This is a genomic window from Kitasatospora sp. NPDC085895, from assembly GCF_040702125.1.
Taxonomy (GTDB): domain Bacteria; phylum Actinomycetota; class Actinomycetes; order Streptomycetales; family Streptomycetaceae; genus Kitasatospora; species Kitasatospora arboriphila.
In genome coordinates, this window is record NZ_JBFBJY010000121.1 from 1 (window position 1) to 15,747 (window position 15,747).

A 15,747-nucleotide genomic window follows, 5' to 3' on the forward strand; every position below is an offset into this window, starting at 1 on the left:
CCACTGGCCCCACTGGTAGGCCAGCACCCAGATGTTCTTGGGCGCGAAGTAGAACAGCGTGGGCGCCACCGCGGCCTGGCCCATCCCGCTCTGCCCGGCGGACGCCATGTCCGACCAGTTGGTGAACGGGCTGAACATCATCGACCCGTACGACGAGCCGTTGACGTTGGACGCGTAGACCAGGTGCTTGCCGTTGTACACCACGTTCGTGAAGTCCTTCACCGCCGCCCACCCGTTCGCCGGCTGCGCGAGCGCCCCGGTCGAGGTCCAGCGGTACGTCGAGGGGAGGGCGCACGTCCCGGTCGGGGGAGTGGTCGGGGTGGACGACAGGCCGGCCCACTGTTGGTTGGTGCGGCCGTTGCACGTCCAGATCTCCACGGCGGTGCCGTTGGCCGTGCCCGAGCCGGTGACGTCCAGGCACAGCCCGGACTCGACGCCGACGATCGTGCCGTCGGCGTTGACCTTCCACTGCTGGTTCGCGCCGCCGCTGCAGGTCCAGATCTGCACCCGGGCACCGGCCGTCGTGGCGTGGCCAGGAACATCCAGGCACTTGTTGCCGTAGACGGTCAGCTGGCCGCTGTCGGTCGCCGTCCAGAGCTGGTTGGCGCCGTTCCAGCAGTCGTAGATCTGCACCGATGCGCCGTCGCTCTGGCTGGCGTTCGCCACGTCGAGACACCGGCCGGACCCCACGCCGCGCAGGGTGCCGGTGGTGGCCGCCTGGGCCGGGTCGGCGACGAGCATCGTCGTCAAGGCCGCCACGGCCGCAAGCAGTGCTGTGAACAGCACGGTCAGCCGACGGCGGCTGGAACGTCGTCTGCGCACGGAAACCTCCTGTGAGTACGGATATCTGCCACACGGCTTCTGTTAGCGCTCACATGCGCGGCCGCCGTGAGCGCGGGCACGCCAATGCACGTCAGTGCCCTGGGTGGTGTCGGGTTTCGTGGTCCTCATCGGGTGGCTGCGGCGACATCGCCCCAGTGGCTGGGCTCACCCGAGGTTCCAGTGCTGGTTGGCGCCGCCATCGGCGTCCCGGACCTGCATCCTTGTCCCGTTGGCGGTCTTGCCTCCGGGTTGGTCCAGGACGCGGCCGCCGGCGATGTCGGTGAGGGTGAAGGAGCCGTCGCTGTTCTGGCCGGCGCGCCACTGCCGGTTGGCGGCGCCGCCGGCGTCCCGTGCCTGGAGGGCGGTGCCGTTGCGGAGGCGGGTTGTTCCGTTGAGCCATGGCATGACGGATCGTTCTCCTTGGGTGGGGATGCCGCGCCGCCGGGAGAGGATGGAGGTGCCGGCGGTCGTGCGGGCACGCGTGTTCCGCCGGGTGGCGCGCAAAGTGGGTGGGAGGGGCTCAGGGGGAGAAGGTGGGCGCCGGACCTCCGAGCACTCCTGTTAGCGTTAACAATTTTTCTGCAACGCAAGCCTCTCCAAGCTTGCCTCGGTGAAATCTGCATCAGGCGTTGCGAGTTGTCAATACTCCGCGCAGCAGTCCACCCGAAGCCGGGGCGACCGCCCGACGGCCGGGACCGTCGTGGGGCGCCAGGTCGTCGGAGGCTGCCGGTCCCGCCCTCCGTGTCTTCGCTGCGCGGTAGTTGACGCCGATGACCGACTGGCACGAGTATCGTTGGCGTTTCATCCGTGGTGGCGCCGGAACCTTCTCACGCTCATGCAGTCGACGGAGAGGTCCCATGCCCCGATCCCGCTCGTTCGTGTCCAGTTTGATCGGCGTCATCGCCGCGGTCGGCCTCGCGGTCGCCCTGAGCCTGCAGACGGCCCCACGGGCCGTCGCCGCCTCGCTCACCCAGATCACGAACTTCGGCACCAACCCGACCGGCCTGCTCATGCACGTGTACGTGCCGACCGGCGTCAAACCCAACCCGCCGATCCTGCTGGCCCTCCACGGCTGCCAGGGCACGGGCCCCTACATGTACTCGAGCACCGACTTCGCCTCGCTTGCCGACCGGTACGGGTTCCTGGTCATCTATCCCTCGACGAACCCCAGCGGCAGCTGCTGGGACGTCTCCTCGGACCAGGCACTGACCCGCAACGGCGGCAGCGACCCGGTCGGGCTGATGTCGATGATCACCTACGCGGAGCAGCACTACGGCGGCAACGCCAACGCCGTCTACGTCACCGGAGAGTCCTCGGGCGGCATGATGACCAACGTCATGCTCGCCGACTACCCCGACGTGTTCAAGGCCGGCGCGGCCTTCATGGGAGTGCCTTACCACTGCTTCGCCGCCGGAACGGCACGCGGCTGGAACTCGGCCTGTGCTCAAGGCCGGGTGTCCATGACCCCGCAGCAGTGGGGCGGCCTGGTGCGTAACACGGCCCACCCCGGCTACACAGGTCCGCGGCCGCGCGTGCAGCTCTGGCACGGGACCGCCGACACCATCCTGAACTACAACAACTTCGGTGAAGAGATCAAGCAGTGGACCGACGTCCTCGGCGTGAGCCGGACGCCGTCGGCCACCGACACCCCCGCCTCCGGCTGGACCCGGACCCGGTACGACAACAGCGCCGGCGCCACCCAGGTCGAGGCGTACAGCATCGCCGGCGCCGGACACCAACTGCCGGTCCAGGGGGCGGGGATGGCCGCCAACGCGGTTCACTTCATGGGACTGGACGCGGCCTCCTCCGGGAGCAGGACAGGCGCACTGCGTGCGGTGGCCGCAGGCAAGTGCCTGACCGACCCGAGCACGACGGCGGGAACCCAGCAGCAGATCTCTGCCTGCAACGGCGGCGCGAACCAGACCTGGACCCGAACAGCGTCGAACCAGCTGACCGTGACCGTGGGCGGCAGCACGCTGTGCCTGGACGCCAGCGCCAAGGGAACCACCAACGGCACCAAGGTCATCGTCTGGTCCTGCAACGGGCAGCCCAACCAGCAGTGGCAGGTCAACCCGAACGGGACCGTCACCGGCGTGCAGTCGGGACTCTGCCTGGACGTGGCCGGGCTGGGGACCACCGACGGCACCCCTGTCCAGCTGTGGAGCTGCAGCGGCGGCACGAACCAGCAGTGGGCGATGGGGTGACGCATCGGCCGGCCCGCAGGACGCCCACAGGGGGCACCTGTGCGGGTGGGCCAGTGGGAGGGCAAACTCCGCCTACAAAACGACGACGCCGTAAGCGCCTGGTTCGCCTCCGACGAGCGCCATGCCCTCGTCCTCGTCCAGGGCCGATTCGCCGCGGTGACGGTGGTCGACATGGACGGCCCGTTCCTGCTCGTCCACGGCGTCGGGCCCCGCCCTTCTGACACCCGACGGCGACGGGCCTCCTCGCGTGCGCGCACAGGCGCCCCTACGCGTTGGAGGCTGGCGCGGATGCGTATTCGCTTGCGGAATTCGCCACTGGCGCCGGTTGCGGAGCCCGGCTCCGACCAGGAGCTGGCTAGGGTCGTCCCGTAATTGATCTCCGACGGATCGGTCGGGGGGATCTGCTTATGGGTGGGCCCCGCCTACGCGGCCTGGATCAGGTTGTGCAGACGGGCGACGCCGAGCACGGCGTGGTGGACGCCGTCGCCCTTGAGGCGGCAGTCCCGGAGGATCTTCCAGGTCTTCATCCGGGCGAATACGTGCTCGACGCGGGCGCGGACCTGCTTGTGTTCACGGTTGTGCTCGGTCTGCCACTCGGTGAGTTCGCCGCCCTTGGAGCGTCGGTGCGGGATGACCAGGCCGGTGCCCGGATAGCCGCCGTCGGCGATGGTCGTCGTTCGGCCGACGGCGGCCTTCGCGCCGGACTCCTCCCATGCCTTGCAGTCGTTCCGGTTGCCCGGCAGGGGCTTGCCGACAGCGACGACCAGCCGGGTGTGGGCGTCGATGACGACCTGGTGGTTGGTGGAGTACCGGTAGTTCTTCGACTGCGCGGCGATCGTGTGGTCGCGGGTGGGGACCAGGGTGCCGTCGACGATCAGGACGGTGTCCTTGCGGAACCGGCGCCGGGGATTGAGCGTGAGCAGGGGCCCGACGTGGTCGATGATCCGGCCGGCCGCCGACTTGGACACCCCGAACAGCGGCGCGAGCTGCCGCAGTGTCAGGTTCGTGCGCCAGTAGGCGGCGACCAGCAGAACCCGGTCCTCCAGCGGCAGGCTCCACGGGCGACCTCGGCGCACCGTGTCGGCGCCCTCGCAGCGGAGCATCGTGACCAGCTTCTGGAAGTCGCGCGGGCCCAGCCCGGTGAACGGGCCGATCCAGGACGGCTCCGGCGCCGTGATCACTCTTGCCATCACAAGATCATCTCATCTGCGTGTGAGACAGTCACCGAGCCAGTCGGCTTGCTCAGCACGATCGATACTGCCGTCGCCCTCCACCATGTAGATCAGCGCCGCAGCGAAGCTCGGGCCCAGGGACCACAGGACGTTCGGTCCCACGGCGACGACACGTCCGCTGGCCGCGATGTAGGACCTGAATTGGACCGACCACATGCCCAAGGGGCTGTAATTCTCCGCATGCCGATGCGTCAGCGCGGCCGCTTCCGCAGCGGTGTCGATGCAGGCGTCCACGGGGTCTATGCGCAGTGAAGAGGCGGGGACCCGGGTCGGGCCGCTCTTGATCGTCAGCATCCCGAACTCTGCCCAGGCTCCGGCAGCCGCATCGTTGAGGCTGAACCCGGCCTCTGTCAGCTGCCGTGTCCACCCCTCAGTAGCGATCCGGCGACCCGCCCACCATCCGGCAAGGTTCAACGCGTCCAGCACTGTCGTACCGCAACCCTTCCACGACCCACTGATGCGTTCTATGGACGCGCTCCTCCTGCTCCGCCAAGTCTGCCAACACGAGTCTGCCGCACATCTCGGCCAGCAGGTAGGGCATTGATCGCAGCCGACGCGGAGATCATTTGTGGGACAAGTCTTAGAAGTCATCTCATTTGGTCTTGTAGGCTGCTCGCGTGACGATTGTGGAGCGCCTGGTGCCGGACGAGTTGTGGGAGCTGTTCCAGCGGGTGGTGCCGGCGGCGCCCACCCGTCCGCAGGGCGGCGGCCGCCGACGTTACGGGGACCGGGAGGTGCTGGCCGCGATCGTGTTCGTCACCACGTCCGGGTGTACGTGGGCCCAGCTCCCGCCGTGTTTTGGGCCGTCCGGGCCGACCGCGCACCGCCGGTTCGCGGAGTGGACCGCGGCCCGGGTGTGGGCGAAGCTCTACCGCCTGGTGCTGGACGAACTCGGCGCCCGGGGCGAGCTGGACTGGTCCCGCTGCGCGGTCGACTCGGTGAACATGCGGGCCACGAAAAGGGGGGCCTGACGGGTCCGAATCCTGTTGATCGGGGCAAGTTCGGGTCGAAGATCCACTTGCTTACCGAACGTACCGGTCTGCCCCTCTCGCTTGCGATCTCCGGCGCCAACCTGCACGACAGCCAGGCCCTAGTCCCGCTCCTCGAGGCGATCCCGCCGATCCGCTCCCGCCGCGGACCGCGGCGCCGCCGGCCCGGCAAGCTCCATGGCGACAAAGCCTACGATCACCGCTTCATTCGCTCCTACCTGCGGCGACGGCAGATCGCACACCGCATCGCCCGCCGCGGCATCGAGTCCTCCAGCCGCCTCGGCCGGCACCGCTGGGTCATCGAGCGGACCGTCGCCTGGCTCGGCGGCTTCCGCCGACTCCACCGCCGCTACGAACGCAAAGCCGACCACTTCGCTGCCTTCGCCACCATCGCCGCCGCCCTCATCTGTCACCGCAGGCTTCTCGCCCAAATGAGATGACTTCTTAGCCAAGACGCCCGGCGGCCGGTGGCCGGCCGCGGTGTGGCTCCGGGGCCGGGCGTCTGATGACCTCGTCCGCCCCGGCCCCAGGGGTCGCGCGCCCAGGCAATGGCGAAACGGGCGCGCTCGGATCCTCCACTGAGCTGGCCGCGACGGACATCGGGGCCAGCTGGAGCTGGTACGCCGCCGGAGACCACCAGCGCCGACCACTCCCCGGGTGCGCCGGCGGGAATACGAGCGCCGAGCCTGACGGCTCGGCTGGTTGCGTTCGCTCCCGGCCTGTCAGGTCGGCCGGTTGTTCGCCGGTCTGGTCTGAGGGCTGCCCGGATCGGGAGCGTCCAGCGGCCAGGCGGGGTGGGCGAGCTGGTGGCGCAGGGTGTCGAGCCGGGCGAGGTGGTGGTCGAGGGCGGCGTTGATGGTACTCGTGGTGGCGGCCACTCGCGCTTCGAGGTCGTGGATCCGCTCCAGGAGGTCTTGCCAGCGTCTTTCGGCGGCGGGGACAGGGTCAGGCGCGGCGTCGGTTGCTGTCATCGCGGAGCTGGGTGGTGTGGCGGGTGAGGGCGTCGAGGCGGGTGGCGAGGTCGCCATGGCTGGTGCCGAGGTGGGGGCGGATGGCGGCGAGGGGCGCGATGAGGTCGGCGGGGTCGGTGGTGCCGAGGGCGGCGGTCAGGGCGGCCTGGGCGGGACGGGCGCCGGGGGCGAGTGCGGTCGTGGTGATCTGGGCGGCGAGGACTCGCAGTTCGGCGGCGTTGTCGCGGGCCCAGACGGTGACCGTTCGGTCGGCGGCCCGCCGGTCGCGGACGGCCTTGACGCGTTCCGCACCGGTACCGGCCTGAATCGTGCGACCGGCGGGCTTGAGCCGCAGGTAGCGGTTCTCGGCGGCCTGGCGGCTGGCCACGCCCATGGGCTGGGCGAGGTCGGCCCAGGTGGCGCCGGCCTGCCGGGCGCTCTCCACCAGGCCGGCTTCCCAGCCGGCGAGCTCGGTGCGCAGCTCGCGCAGCAGCACCAGGGCGGCCAGGGCCTGCTCGGGGCCTTCCTGCGTATCGGGGGCGATCGTGGGCTGGGGCGCGGGGTTCTGGGCCGTGCGGACGGCGTCGTCTATGGCGGCCAGCGCCGCCGCGGCCGCCAGGAACGAGACGGGCTCGACCGGCCGGGGAGCATCGGCGGCGGATCTGCGGGACTTCTCGCTCATGCAGTCACTCTATAGACGACACAACAACTTGTCATCGGATGGATGACGCGCTAGAAAGGTGTCAGGTGAAGCGCACTGGCACCCATTGATCCATGGAGGTGTTTCGCGATGCTGCTGCGCACTGACCCGTTCCGCGAGCTGGACCGGCTGACCCAGCAGTTCCTGGGCAACACGGGCACGTGGTCGCGTCCGACGCCGATGCCGTTGGACGCCTACCGTGACGGCGACGAGTACGTGATCTGCTTCGACCTGCCGGGGGTCGACCCGGAGGCGATCGACATCGATGTCGAGCGGAACATGGTGACCGTGAAGGCCGAGCGCCGCCCGCGCCGGGAAGGCGAGGGCATCAAGTGGGAGCTGTCCGAGCGCCCGCTCGGCGTCTTCTCCCGCCAGGTGATGCTGTCCGACACCCTCGACCCCGCGGGGATCACCGCCGACTACGACGCCGGCGTGCTGACCCTGAAGATCCCGGTCGCGGAGAAGGCCAAGCCCCGCAAGGTCGCGATCAGCCACAGCGGAAGCCGCAAGCAGATCCAGGCCTGACCAGCCCCCCGATGCCGTTCCGGCCGTCCCTGATCTCTCCCCCCTCGATCGAAGCGGTGGCCGGAACACCCCCGGCTGCCGGGCGGCCTACCCGCAGCGACGCGGAAATGCCATGAACGGCCAGAGCAACCAACCCATCGCAGTACCGACGGGCGACGAGATCGATCTCGACACCGCCCCTGCGCTGCGCCGTGCCCTGGCCGCCGCGCTCGAGTCGGACCGGGGGCGGTGCTCGATCTGTCGGAGGTGACGTTCATGGACAGCGCGGGCCCGGGCGCCCTTGTCCGGGCCCGCAACCAGGCCGACCGCAGCGGCAGGCGCTCGATCCTGCGCGGAACCAGCCGCTGCGTCGTCCGGCTGCTCAAGCGCACCGGTCTGCACCGGCGCTTGGCCGTCGAGCCCCGACCAGGCACGGTCGCGCCGGACCTTGGGACGGAGGGAGAACCGCGGCGACTCTTCGATGGGAGGGGTTCCTGGAAGAGGTCCGGGAGCGCGGTGAATACGACACGCCCAAGAGGCCGAGCGGGCCGCCCGGGTCGTCCTGGCCCTGCTCGGCGCCCACCTGGTCGGCAATGTGCGCGCCGAACTGGCCGCCCGCCTGCCCGAGACCCTCGCCCTGATCCTGCTCGACCCCTTGCAGGCAGCCGAGCCCCTCCGCCCCGAGCGGTTCGTGCGCGCGACCGCGGCCTGGATCGGGGGAGCCACCGAGACCACCGCGCTGTGGGACATCGGCGCTGTCCTGTCCACCGTGGCCGACGCGGCCGGCGACGACCTCACCGGACGCGTCCTGCTCCAGCTGCCGCCCGGCTACGACCTGCTGTTCGGCTGCCCGACCGCAGGGACACGACCCTGACCACCCTCGCGCCGCCGCCAGCCCGCGGCTGGCCGGCACCCGGAAGGCTTCACGGTGATGACCCGATACCGCCTCCTCCTCCAGCAGGTCCGCACCCTCGGCCGCTACACCTCCGACGAAGAAGCTGAACGCGTCCTGCATGCCGTTCTGACAGCCCTCGGCAGCCAGCTCGCCGGGGAGGAACGTTGCGACCTCGCTGCAGTCCTGCCCGAGCGCGCCCGCGCCACCTTCGCCAACCAGATCCCGCTGCCCCAGCCGGTCACCGCACCGACCTTCGTCGAAGCCGTCGCCCGCGCCCTGAACACCAGCCTCACCGGCGCCCGCTGGGACGTCTCCTCCGTCCTGGCCGCCCTCGCCGACCTGGCCGGCGACCGGCTCACCGACCGGCTCCTCGTCCGCCTGCCCCGCGGCTACGCGCTCCTGTTCGGCCGCGCCGACCTCGCCGTCGCGGCCTGACCCGGGACCGGGTGCCGGCCGTCACCGGCGCCGTGCACGAGCTCACCCCATCGGGCGGGCATCTGCCCCCTCGCCCCGGCCCGCCAGAGCGGGCGCGCATCCGCAGCGGCCACGACGCCAGGCGCGGGATCGACCCGAACGCCTGGTCGGACAGGTTCACGAGCCCGGTCGCAAGGGTCAGCTTCGCCTGCGGTTGCCGGATGGGCGCGTGGCGTCGAGGGCGTCGCGCAGGGCGTACAGGTCGGTGATGGTGGCACGTTCGGCGAAACGGGCCAGCAGTCGGCGGATGGTGCGGTCGTCGCCGTCGCGGACGGCTTCCGTGATCGCTTCGATCAGGGTCGCCTGTCCGTCCGGCGCGCTCTCCGGTGCTGCGGTTGCCAGGTCCTCCACATTCGCCTCCTGCGCGGGCTGCTTGTTCGCCGCCCTCTCGACAGCGGCTCGGCCGTGCCGCCGTCATGGCAGCGGAGGGTTACCTCACCCGAACCCCACCCAAAATCTATGCTCGCCGGAGTAGACATTGCTCGTGGGCGGGTCTAACGTTTCTCTCGTAGACAGCAGTCGGCGATACCGGCCAGACACGAACTGGCCGCATTTGTTGGACAGAAGTTCGGTCCGGCGGTGGAGTCCCGAAGCCAGGCACGTGCAGGACGGCGACGGGACTGACCGCCGGACCGGGCGGCCCGCGCCTTCAGGGGCCGCCAACAGCGGTACCGAGCAGTATGCAGTTCAGTCAGTGCAGTACCGGCAGTACGAATTGACAGGTCAGCACAGAGAACGAATGGAGGGTACAGGCGCCATCAGGATCGCCCGGCCTGTGAAGTATTCACCCGGGCGGACACCGCAGACCCCTACGCAAGGACGGTGGTTTCCGGTCACGCATACGCGATCCCCGCACGCTGCCTCCCCAGGGGCAGTGCGGAACCCAAGGACCGGCCCAGGCCGGTAGATGGTGTTGTTTCCCCTTCGGGGCCCCGGAGCCGATACGGCGCCGGGGCCCCTCGACGCGTTCTCCCGAGAACCAGAGAGGTGCAGTGACGACCACGACCAGCCCCGACACACCCGACAAACTCGACGACGACGACTACCCCGCCTACACCATGGGCCGCGCCGCCGAGATGACCGGCACCACCCCCGGCTTCCTACGAGCCCTCGGCGAACACCGCCTCATCAGCCCGCTACGCTCCGACGGCGGCCACCGCCGCTACTCCCGCTACCAACTGCGCATCGCCATGCGCGCCCGCGACCTCGTCGACCAGGGCACCCCCATCGAAGCCGCCTGCCGCATCATCATCCTCGAGGACCAACTCGAGGAAGCGCTGCGCCTCAACGAACAACTGCGCCGCTCCCAGCACAGCCAGGAGCCGCCCGCCGACACCTGACCCACCGGCCCCGGCCGGCGATCCTCCCGCGCAGGCACGTGTCCGCGGGGGGAAGGCCTGGCGAATGCCGCGGCGGGTCCACGCCACCACCGCACGGCGGCGCGGTGGCATCGCTTCCGCGCAGCGTTCCTCGGCGGGCCGGCCGTCCAACCGTCGGCCGCCGCGCTCCGGCCGGGGCAGTGCCCACCGGGCGGACAGGTGGCGGCGAAGAACGCGGTGCCGGTGCGGGGGGGGCAAGGCCGGCTGCGCCACCGGGTGCCTGGTGGAACGGGGGGAACTTCTTCGCGGCCGGGACGGTTCGGGTGGCCGGTCGGGGTGCCGCCACGCGGCACGGCGGGCGGGCGGACGTCCCGCCAGAAGCGGTTCCGGCCCGGGCACCAGGTGCCCCGGCTCGTCCTCGGGACGCGTCTCTCGTGTCGGGGTCGGTGGCGGCGGTCGGGGATCTGACCGGCCGGCAGAGCGTGTTCCTGGACGTGCCGCCTCGGCATGCCGTGCCCGTCGCCGCTGACCCGTGCTGGACGATGAGCCGGCGGCACGGGACGCGGTGACGGGCGCGAGGGCGCGAGGGCGCGAGGGCGCGGTGGCGCGGTGGCAGCTGTGCGGTGCATGCTGCGCAGGGCGGGCGGCGGATACCGGCCCGGGACGTCTGCGGGCGCAGACGGTGTCAGAGAGCGAGCAGGCCGATGACGTGACCGTCGTCGTCCACGACCGGCCAGGCGTCCAGGTCGCGGGAGCGCATCGCGGCGATTGCCGTGGTGAGGGGCATGTCGGGGGTGGCGAACGGGGCGCGGTCGAGGGCGACGTCGCGGACATGGGTGCGCTCGGTGTACCAGGACCGGGCTTGGAACGGGGCGAGGTGCAGGCGGGTCAGCAGCCCGGCACAGCGGCCGTCGTCGGCGCGGACGAGGAGGTGGTCGGTGCCTGAGCTGCGCAGGATGTCGATGGCGGCGTCGACCGTGGTGTCATCGCTGATCTGGAGTTCCGGTCGCTGCATCCGCTCACGGACGGTCGTGGTCGGCGGGTGGTTGAGGACGGTGGGCATGGGTGGCCTCCTGTGTGTCGTGCGCCGGGTTGGCGGTGGTCGGGGCTCGGTGTCGTCCTACTCGCCGCGGGGATTGGGCCGGGGTGGTGCGGGGCGGGATCCGTTGACAGGTCGCCTCGGCTCACGGGGGGCGGGGGAGTGGTGGTGGCTGCGGCCGGCGGCGGAAGCGGTTCGGTGTGGTCGTTCGGCGGAGGGCTCGGCGACCCGGACGGGTACGCCGGTGGGGACGCGGGCTCCGGTGATGCGGGCCAGCTCGTCGTCGCCGGAGAGAACTCGGGTGGTGACGGGGGTGATTCCGGCTGCGGTCGCGGTACGGGCCATGGCGCGGCGCTGCTTGGGCAGGACGAGGGTGACGACGGTGCCGGACGTGCCGGCGCGGGCTGTCCGGCCTCCCCGGTGCAGGTAGTCCTTGGGGTCGGTCGGCGGGGCGAGGTTGACGACCAGGTCGAGGCCCTCGACGTGGATGCCGCGGGCGGCGACGTTGGTGGCGATCAGCGCGGTCACCTGGCCGGTGCGGAACTGCTCCAGCGTGCGGACGCGCTCGGGCTGGGTCTTGTCCCCGTGCAGGGCCGCGGCTTTGACACCGGTGGCCAGCAGGTCGTCGACCAGGCGGTCCGCGCCGTGCTTGGTGTCGATGAACATGATCACCTTGCCGTCGCGGGCGGCGATGTGGGCGATCGTGGCGCTCTTGTCGGCGTTCTGGATGTGCAACACGTGGTGTTCCAGCGTGGTGACCGCGGCTACCGACGGGTCCACCGAGTGGGTGATCGGGTCATTGAGGAACCGCTGCACCAAGCGGTCGACGCTGCGGTCCAGGGTGGCGGAGAACAGCAGGGTCTGGGCATCCGGGGCCACCTGTTCGAGCAGCTCGGTGACCTGGGGCAGAAAGCCCATGTCGGCCATCTGGTCGGCCTCGTCGAGCACCGTGACGGCGACCTCGTCGAGCCGGCAGTCGCCGCGGTGAACGAGGTCCTGCAGCCTGCCCGGGGTCGCCACGACGACCTCGGCGCCGTGGCCGAGTCGCTGGGACTGGCGGCCGATCGATGTCCCTCCGACCACGGTGGCCGTCCGCAGGCGGACCGCCTGGGCGTAGGGTGCGAGTGCCTCCCTGACCTGGTGCGCGAGCTCACGCGTGGGGACCAGCACCAGGGCGAGTGGGCGGTGGGGCCGGGCTCGGGTTCCGGCGAGTCGGGCCAGGACGGCCAGACCGAAGGCGATGGTCTTGCCGGAGCCGGTGCGGCCCCGCCCCAGCACGTCGCGACCCGCCAGCGCGTCGGGCAGCGTCGCGGCCTGGACGGGGAACGGCACGGTGAGGCCCTGACGGGTCAGCACCGACAGCAGGGACGCGGGCAGGCCCAGTTCGTCGAAGGACGCGGCCGCCCCGGGCAGTGCCGGGCGGCCGGTGAGGGCCGGGGGATTCTTCGGAGGGATGTCCTGCCGGCCGCCCCGATCCGTTGAGTGCCGGCCGCCGACCGACTGGACACCGTGGAAGCCGTTGTGCGGCAGGCCCGTGGTGCTCGGCGGGGAGGGGCGCGGGAAGCGGTTCATGAGGAAGCCTTCTGCTGGGCGGCGCGCCACGAAGAGGGCGTCGGGGCGCAGGCGCGCCGTCGAAGACCCCAAGGCAACAGGCCGGAACTGTGGCGAGGGACGTGCAGGCGTGCGGTGCGGCGCCCAGGACGCGGGAGCGGGATCCCACCAGTGCATTGCGGAGGGTGGACGCGGACCGAGGGGCCGCACCCGCGGGTATCGGGCGTCGGCCGCGGACCGAAGGCGCGAACGCCCGGCGGCGCAATGCCGAGGGGCCCGCACCGGGCATGAACGCGGTGCGGGCCCCTCGCTGCTGGGCGGGTGCCGTGGCAGAAGAACTACAGCGGACGAATGTTCTCGGCCTGCGGGCCCTTCTGGCCTGCCGTGACATCGAACTCGACCTTCTGGCCCTCGAGCAGCTCACGGAAGCCGTTGGCGTTGATGTTCGAGTAGTGGGCGAAGACGTCCGGGCCGCCACCCTCCTGCTCGATGAAGCCGAAGCCCTTCTCCGCGTTGAACCACTTCACAGTGCCATTAGCCATAAAGAAATCTCCTAAAAAGGGCTGTTCGGAACCCGCACAACGCGGACACCGAGTCGCCGCGGAGCGCCCACCCGAAAGATCCGGGAAACAAAAATGCGCCTGCGATACATCAGCAGGCGCACACAAAGTTCATGGGAACCACTACTGCAACTAAAACAACAGTAGCAGATGCATGCTCGTCACGGGTGAATAGTTCACCCCCCGATTCCGTGGAGGCCTCCCCGTAGCCCCCGGCCCCAGCCTGTAGGATCTGTCAACCAGCATACACGGAGCGGCAGTTGATTCCAGAGCTGCGGCCTCGCCAGTGCTGAAAATTCTTCGCAACGGGCACCCGTCGACAGGGCGCGGCGCCTCCACGTCCGCCACGACGCCCTGTAGCGACGGAACACCGAACCCGCACCCGCCCCAGAACGCGGTGTTTCAGGGGCGAGCCCCGGACCTGAATGCTTCCCGGCAGGTCACCCGCTCGTGCGTTCCGGTGCATACTCGAGGGAATGACTGAATACGCAGCCCGCCGCCCCCTGCCCACCAGCCCCTTCAAGGCCCGGACGCAGGCACCGTCCAAGCGGTTCGCCGTCGGCGACCGCGTCAGCCACGACACATACGGCCTCGGTCGCGTCATCAGCGTCGAAGGCGACAGCGACATCGCAGCCCTCGTCGACTTCGGGCCCCACCAAAAGCGGATCACCCCTCCCTACGCCCCCATGCACAAACTCTGACCACATCCCGTCCACCGAAGTGGTCAACGACCACTCGGCCACCGGCGGACCCTGTCGAGTGGCAGGCGACCGGGAACGTACTCGGGAAGGGGCCGCTCGGTGACAGGAGGCAACACCCGCTGGTCCCGTCGCGGCTACGCTCCCGCGGAGGCCTCGCCGGCGTTCCCGGCTTGCTGGAGCGCCTTGGAGGGCTTCGCGGGTGCGGACCTCCGCTCGACGCCGGACGGCAGGGCGAGCACGAAGGCGCGGGCGGTTGCGGGAGGTTCCACCTGCTTGAAGCGGCCCGCGATCCGGGCCATGGCTTGGTCGAGCGCCGCCCGCCACCGGGCGGCGTCTGTGCTGTGACCCACGGTCACCGCATGATCAGCAGTCCACACGACCCTTGATGATCACGCGGTGGCCATTGCCGTTCTCACCTGACTCTGACGCAAGATCGCTAATAGGTCATCTCATGTGACCGGTCTGCGATGGCAGATGAGGGCGGCGGCGACGGTGGCGAAGGCTGCGAGGTGGTCGGCCTTGCGTTCGTGGCGGCGGTGGAGTCGGCGGAAGCCGCCGAGCCGGGCGACGGTCCGCTCGATGGCCCAGCGGTGTCGTCCGAGGCGGGGCGAGGACTCGATGCCGCGGCGGGTGATGCGGTGGGTGATCTGCCGTCGCCGCAGGTAGGAGCGGATGACGCGGTGGCCGTAGGCTTTGCCGCCGCGGAGCGTGGCAGGTCTGCGGCGCCGGGGGCCACAGCGGGAGCAGATCGGCGGGATCGCCTCGACGAGCGGGACCAGGGACTGGCTGTCGTGCAGGTTGGCGCCGGAGATCGCGAGCGAGACGGGCAGAGCGGTGCGTTCGGTGAGCACGTGGATCTTCGACCCGGACGTGCCCCGATCGACAGGATTCGGACCGTCGGGTCCCTTTTCGCGGCCCGCAGTTCACCGAGTCCACCGCGCACCTCGACCAGTCCAGCTCGCCGCGCGAGCCGAGTTCGCCCGGCAGCTGGTAGAGCTTCGCCCACACCCGGGCTGCGGCCCGCTCGGCGAACCGGCGGTGCGCGGTCGGCCCGGACGGACCGAAACACACGGCGGCGGCTGGGCCCAGGTGCCCCCCCGAGGTGGCCACGAACACGATTGCGGCCAACGCCTCCTGGTTCCCGTGGCGCCGACGGCCACCACCCTGCGGCCGCGTCGGCGCCGCCGGCACCACCCGCTGACCTGCCCGGCGAGCTACACGGTGGCCAACAAGGCCGGGACGCGGGCCGGGCAGGACGCGAGAACGGGACGCCTGCAGTCAGATCTCCATCATCAGGGCGCGCAGAGGGCGTACGCGGTCACACCCTCCGCACCGGCGACCTGCCAGCCAGTGGCGGGCGAGCCGCCCTGCGGTCCGCTGAGGGTCACCGAGCCTTGCGCGCCTGCGAATCCGCCGCCCACCGCGAACGTGCCCACAGGACATGAGGCGATTGCGCTTCCGTCGCTCGACCCGTCATCCGCATCGGCGGCGGTCACGACCAGGCTCTGCGCACCGGAGGCCGGACCCTGGGCGCCGACACTGCCCTGCACGCCCTGGACGCCCTGCGGGCCCTGAGCTCCGGTCACGCCCTGCGGCCCCTGCGGGCCCTGGGTGCCGGTGTCACCCTGGACGCCCTGCGGGCCCTGGGCGCCGGTGTCGCCCTGGACGCCCTGCGGGCCCTGGGCGCCGATGTCACCCTGCGGGCCCTGGGTGCCGGTGTCGCCCTGGACGCCCTGCGGGCCCTGGGCGCCGATGTCACCCTGCGGGCCCTGGGTGCCGGTGTCGCCCTGGACGCCCTGCGGGCCCT

The 15,747-nt window shown here is 70.8% G+C and carries 19 protein-coding genes and 3 pseudogenes; 8 read left to right on the top strand and 14 right to left on the bottom strand.

The genetic code is table 11. The features are described from left to right. Positions 1–741, bottom strand: a 741-nt coding sequence (locus tag AB0442_RS38655; protein WP_366168230.1) for a non-reducing end alpha-L-arabinofuranosidase family hydrolase, incomplete at its 3' end; no start/stop codon positions are given. A gap of 246 nt (positions 742–987) precedes the next feature. After that, a complete protein-coding gene (locus AB0442_RS38660; RefSeq protein ID WP_366168215.1) occupies positions 988–1,227 on the bottom strand; it encodes an RICIN domain-containing protein in 240 nt (79 codons plus the stop codon). Between the two features lie 452 nt (positions 1,228–1,679). Between AB0442_RS38660 and AB0442_RS38665 the strand changes: the two genes are divergently transcribed. Next, the gene (locus AB0442_RS38665; RefSeq protein WP_366168216.1) at positions 1,680–3,026 is read left to right on the top strand and encodes a PHB depolymerase family esterase; all 1,347 of its coding nucleotides are present in this window, start codon (positions 1,680–1,682) and stop codon (positions 3,024–3,026) included. Positions 3,027–3,098: 72 nt separating this feature from the next. On the opposite strand, the gene AB0442_RS38670 is transcribed toward AB0442_RS38665, so the two are convergent. The 3 genes from AB0442_RS38670 to AB0442_RS38680 all read right to left on the bottom strand — a co-directional run bounded on the left by AB0442_RS38670 (position 3,099) and on the right by AB0442_RS38680 (position 4,684). Further along, positions 3,099–3,224, bottom strand: coding sequence for a hypothetical protein (locus AB0442_RS38670; protein ID WP_366168217.1), 126 nt, complete (start codon positions 3,222–3,224; stop codon positions 3,099–3,101). Positions 3,225–3,448: 224 nt separating this feature from the next. Then, positions 3,449–4,216: a transposase gene (locus AB0442_RS38675; protein ID WP_366168218.1), complete on the bottom strand. Its 768-nt coding sequence runs from the start codon at positions 4,214–4,216 to the stop codon at positions 3,449–3,451. 12 nt (positions 4,217–4,228) lie between these two features. Further along, positions 4,229–4,684, bottom strand: a complete 456-nt coding sequence (locus AB0442_RS38680; protein ID WP_366168219.1) for an SUKH-3 domain-containing protein — start codon at positions 4,682–4,684, stop codon at positions 4,229–4,231. 200 nt (positions 4,685–4,884) lie between these two features. Here AB0442_RS38680 and AB0442_RS38685 point away from each other — a divergent pair. Further along, positions 4,885–5,687 (top strand): IS5 family transposase gene (locus tag AB0442_RS38685; protein ID WP_366168220.1). Its coding sequence is split into 2 segments (ribosomal slippage): positions 4,885–5,224 and positions 5,224–5,687, totalling 804 coding nucleotides; the frame shifts between segments, so codons are not numbered across the junction. 282 nt (positions 5,688–5,969) lie between these two features. On the opposite strand, the gene AB0442_RS38690 is transcribed toward AB0442_RS38685, so the two are convergent. After that, positions 5,970–6,218: a hypothetical protein gene (locus tag AB0442_RS38690; RefSeq protein ID WP_366168221.1), complete on the bottom strand. Its 249-nt coding sequence runs from the start codon at positions 6,216–6,218 to the stop codon at positions 5,970–5,972. Next, positions 6,193–6,879, bottom strand: a complete 687-nt coding sequence (locus AB0442_RS38695) for a hypothetical protein (protein WP_366168222.1) — start codon at positions 6,877–6,879, stop codon at positions 6,193–6,195. Before AB0442_RS38695 ends, AB0442_RS38690 begins: the two co-directional genes overlap by 26 nt. Positions 6,880–6,987: 108 nt before the next feature. Between AB0442_RS38695 and AB0442_RS38700 the strand changes: the two genes are divergently transcribed. The 4 genes and pseudogenes from AB0442_RS38700 (at position 6,988) to AB0442_RS38715 (ending at position 8,731) form a co-directional block, all read left to right on the top strand. Then, positions 6,988–7,422 (top strand): Hsp20/alpha crystallin family protein, encoded by a 435-nt coding sequence (locus AB0442_RS38700; protein WP_366168223.1) that lies wholly within the window; start codon positions 6,988–6,990, stop codon positions 7,420–7,422. 228 nt (positions 7,423–7,650) lie between these two features. After that, positions 7,651–7,806: pseudogene (locus AB0442_RS38705) on the top strand (STAS domain-containing protein); the annotation flags it as partial. Positions 7,807–7,895: 89 nt separating this feature from the next. Next, positions 7,896–8,275: pseudogene (locus AB0442_RS38710) on the top strand (DUF2267 domain-containing protein). 57 nt (positions 8,276–8,332) lie between these two features. Further along, entirely contained in the window at positions 8,333–8,731 is a 399-nt protein-coding gene (locus AB0442_RS38715; protein ID WP_366168224.1) for a DUF2267 domain-containing protein, read from the top strand. A gap of 177 nt (positions 8,732–8,908) precedes the next feature. Here the strand turns inward: AB0442_RS38715 and AB0442_RS38720 are convergent, their stop codons facing one another. Further along, positions 8,909–9,121 (bottom strand): hypothetical protein, encoded by a 213-nt coding sequence (locus AB0442_RS38720; protein ID WP_366168225.1) that lies wholly within the window; start codon positions 9,119–9,121, stop codon positions 8,909–8,911. Positions 9,122–9,828: 707 nt separating this feature from the next. On the opposite strand from AB0442_RS38720, the gene AB0442_RS38725 reads away from it, so the two are divergent. After that, positions 9,829–10,110, top strand: coding sequence for a MerR family transcriptional regulator (locus AB0442_RS38725; protein ID WP_366168231.1), 282 nt, complete (start codon positions 9,829–9,831; stop codon positions 10,108–10,110). 664 nt (positions 10,111–10,774) lie between these two features. Here AB0442_RS38725 and AB0442_RS38730 read toward each other — a convergent pair. From AB0442_RS38730 to AB0442_RS38740, 3 genes are all read right to left on the bottom strand, one after another. Next, positions 10,775–11,152, bottom strand: a complete 378-nt coding sequence (locus tag AB0442_RS38730; RefSeq protein ID WP_366168226.1) for a CBS domain-containing protein — start codon at positions 11,150–11,152, stop codon at positions 10,775–10,777. A gap of 57 nt (positions 11,153–11,209) precedes the next feature. Beyond that, complete coding sequence (locus AB0442_RS38735; protein ID WP_366168227.1) at positions 11,210–12,700, bottom strand: DEAD/DEAH box helicase; 1,491 nt, start codon at positions 12,698–12,700, stop codon at positions 11,210–11,212. A gap of 317 nt (positions 12,701–13,017) precedes the next feature. Continuing rightward, positions 13,018–13,221, bottom strand: a complete 204-nt coding sequence (locus AB0442_RS38740) for a cold-shock protein (RefSeq protein WP_363548770.1) — start codon at positions 13,219–13,221, stop codon at positions 13,018–13,020. Between the two features lie 494 nt (positions 13,222–13,715). Between AB0442_RS38740 and AB0442_RS38745 the strand changes: the two genes are divergently transcribed. Then, entirely contained in the window at positions 13,716–13,940 is a 225-nt protein-coding gene (locus AB0442_RS38745; protein WP_366168228.1) for a hypothetical protein, read from the top strand. 134 nt (positions 13,941–14,074) lie between these two features. Here the strand turns inward: AB0442_RS38745 and AB0442_RS38750 are convergent, their stop codons facing one another. From AB0442_RS38750 to AB0442_RS38760, 3 genes and pseudogenes are all read right to left on the bottom strand, one after another. Further along, entirely contained in the window at positions 14,075–14,290 is a 216-nt protein-coding gene (locus AB0442_RS38750) for a hypothetical protein (RefSeq protein ID WP_366168229.1), read from the bottom strand. Positions 14,291–14,389: 99 nt separating this feature from the next. Then, positions 14,390–15,194 (bottom strand): IS5 family transposase gene (locus AB0442_RS38755; RefSeq protein WP_366168232.1). Its coding sequence is split into 2 segments (ribosomal slippage): positions 14,390–14,840 and positions 14,839–15,194, totalling 807 coding nucleotides; the frame shifts between segments, so codons are not numbered across the junction. 38 nt (positions 15,195–15,232) lie between these two features. After that, a pseudogene (locus tag AB0442_RS38760) lies at positions 15,233–15,747 on the bottom strand (hypothetical protein); the annotation flags it as partial.

Excerpts from the sequence above, each read along its gene's own strand:
- AB0442_RS38660 (WP_366168215.1), bottom strand. The coding sequence starts at position 1,227 with ATGCCATGGCTCAACGGAACAACCCGCCTCCGCAACGGCACCGCCCTC.
- AB0442_RS38665 (WP_366168216.1), top strand. The coding sequence starts at position 1,680 with ATGCCCCGATCCCGCTCGTTCGTGTCCAGTTTGATCGGCGTCATCGCC.
- AB0442_RS38675 (WP_366168218.1), bottom strand. The coding sequence starts at position 4,216 with ATGGCAAGAGTGATCACGGCGCCGGAGCCGTCCTGGATCGGCCCGTTC.
- AB0442_RS38690 (WP_366168221.1), bottom strand. The coding sequence starts at position 6,218 with ATGACAGCAACCGACGCCGCGCCTGACCCTGTCCCCGCCGCCGAAAGA.
- AB0442_RS38695 (WP_366168222.1), bottom strand. The coding sequence starts at position 6,879 with ATGAGCGAGAAGTCCCGCAGATCCGCCGCCGATGCTCCCCGGCCGGTC.
- AB0442_RS38700 (WP_366168223.1), top strand. The coding sequence starts at position 6,988 with ATGCTGCTGCGCACTGACCCGTTCCGCGAGCTGGACCGGCTGACCCAG.
- AB0442_RS38715 (WP_366168224.1), top strand. The coding sequence starts at position 8,333 with ATGACCCGATACCGCCTCCTCCTCCAGCAGGTCCGCACCCTCGGCCGC.
- AB0442_RS38725 (WP_366168231.1), top strand. The coding sequence starts at position 9,829 with ATGGGCCGCGCCGCCGAGATGACCGGCACCACCCCCGGCTTCCTACGA.
- AB0442_RS38730 (WP_366168226.1), bottom strand. The coding sequence starts at position 11,152 with ATGCCCACCGTCCTCAACCACCCGCCGACCACGACCGTCCGTGAGCGG.
- AB0442_RS38735 (WP_366168227.1), bottom strand. The coding sequence starts at position 12,700 with ATGAACCGCTTCCCGCGCCCCTCCCCGCCGAGCACCACGGGCCTGCCG.
- AB0442_RS38740 (WP_363548770.1), bottom strand. The coding sequence starts at position 13,221 with ATGGCTAATGGCACTGTGAAGTGGTTCAACGCGGAGAAGGGCTTCGGC.
- AB0442_RS38745 (WP_366168228.1), top strand. The coding sequence starts at position 13,716 with ATGACTGAATACGCAGCCCGCCGCCCCCTGCCCACCAGCCCCTTCAAG.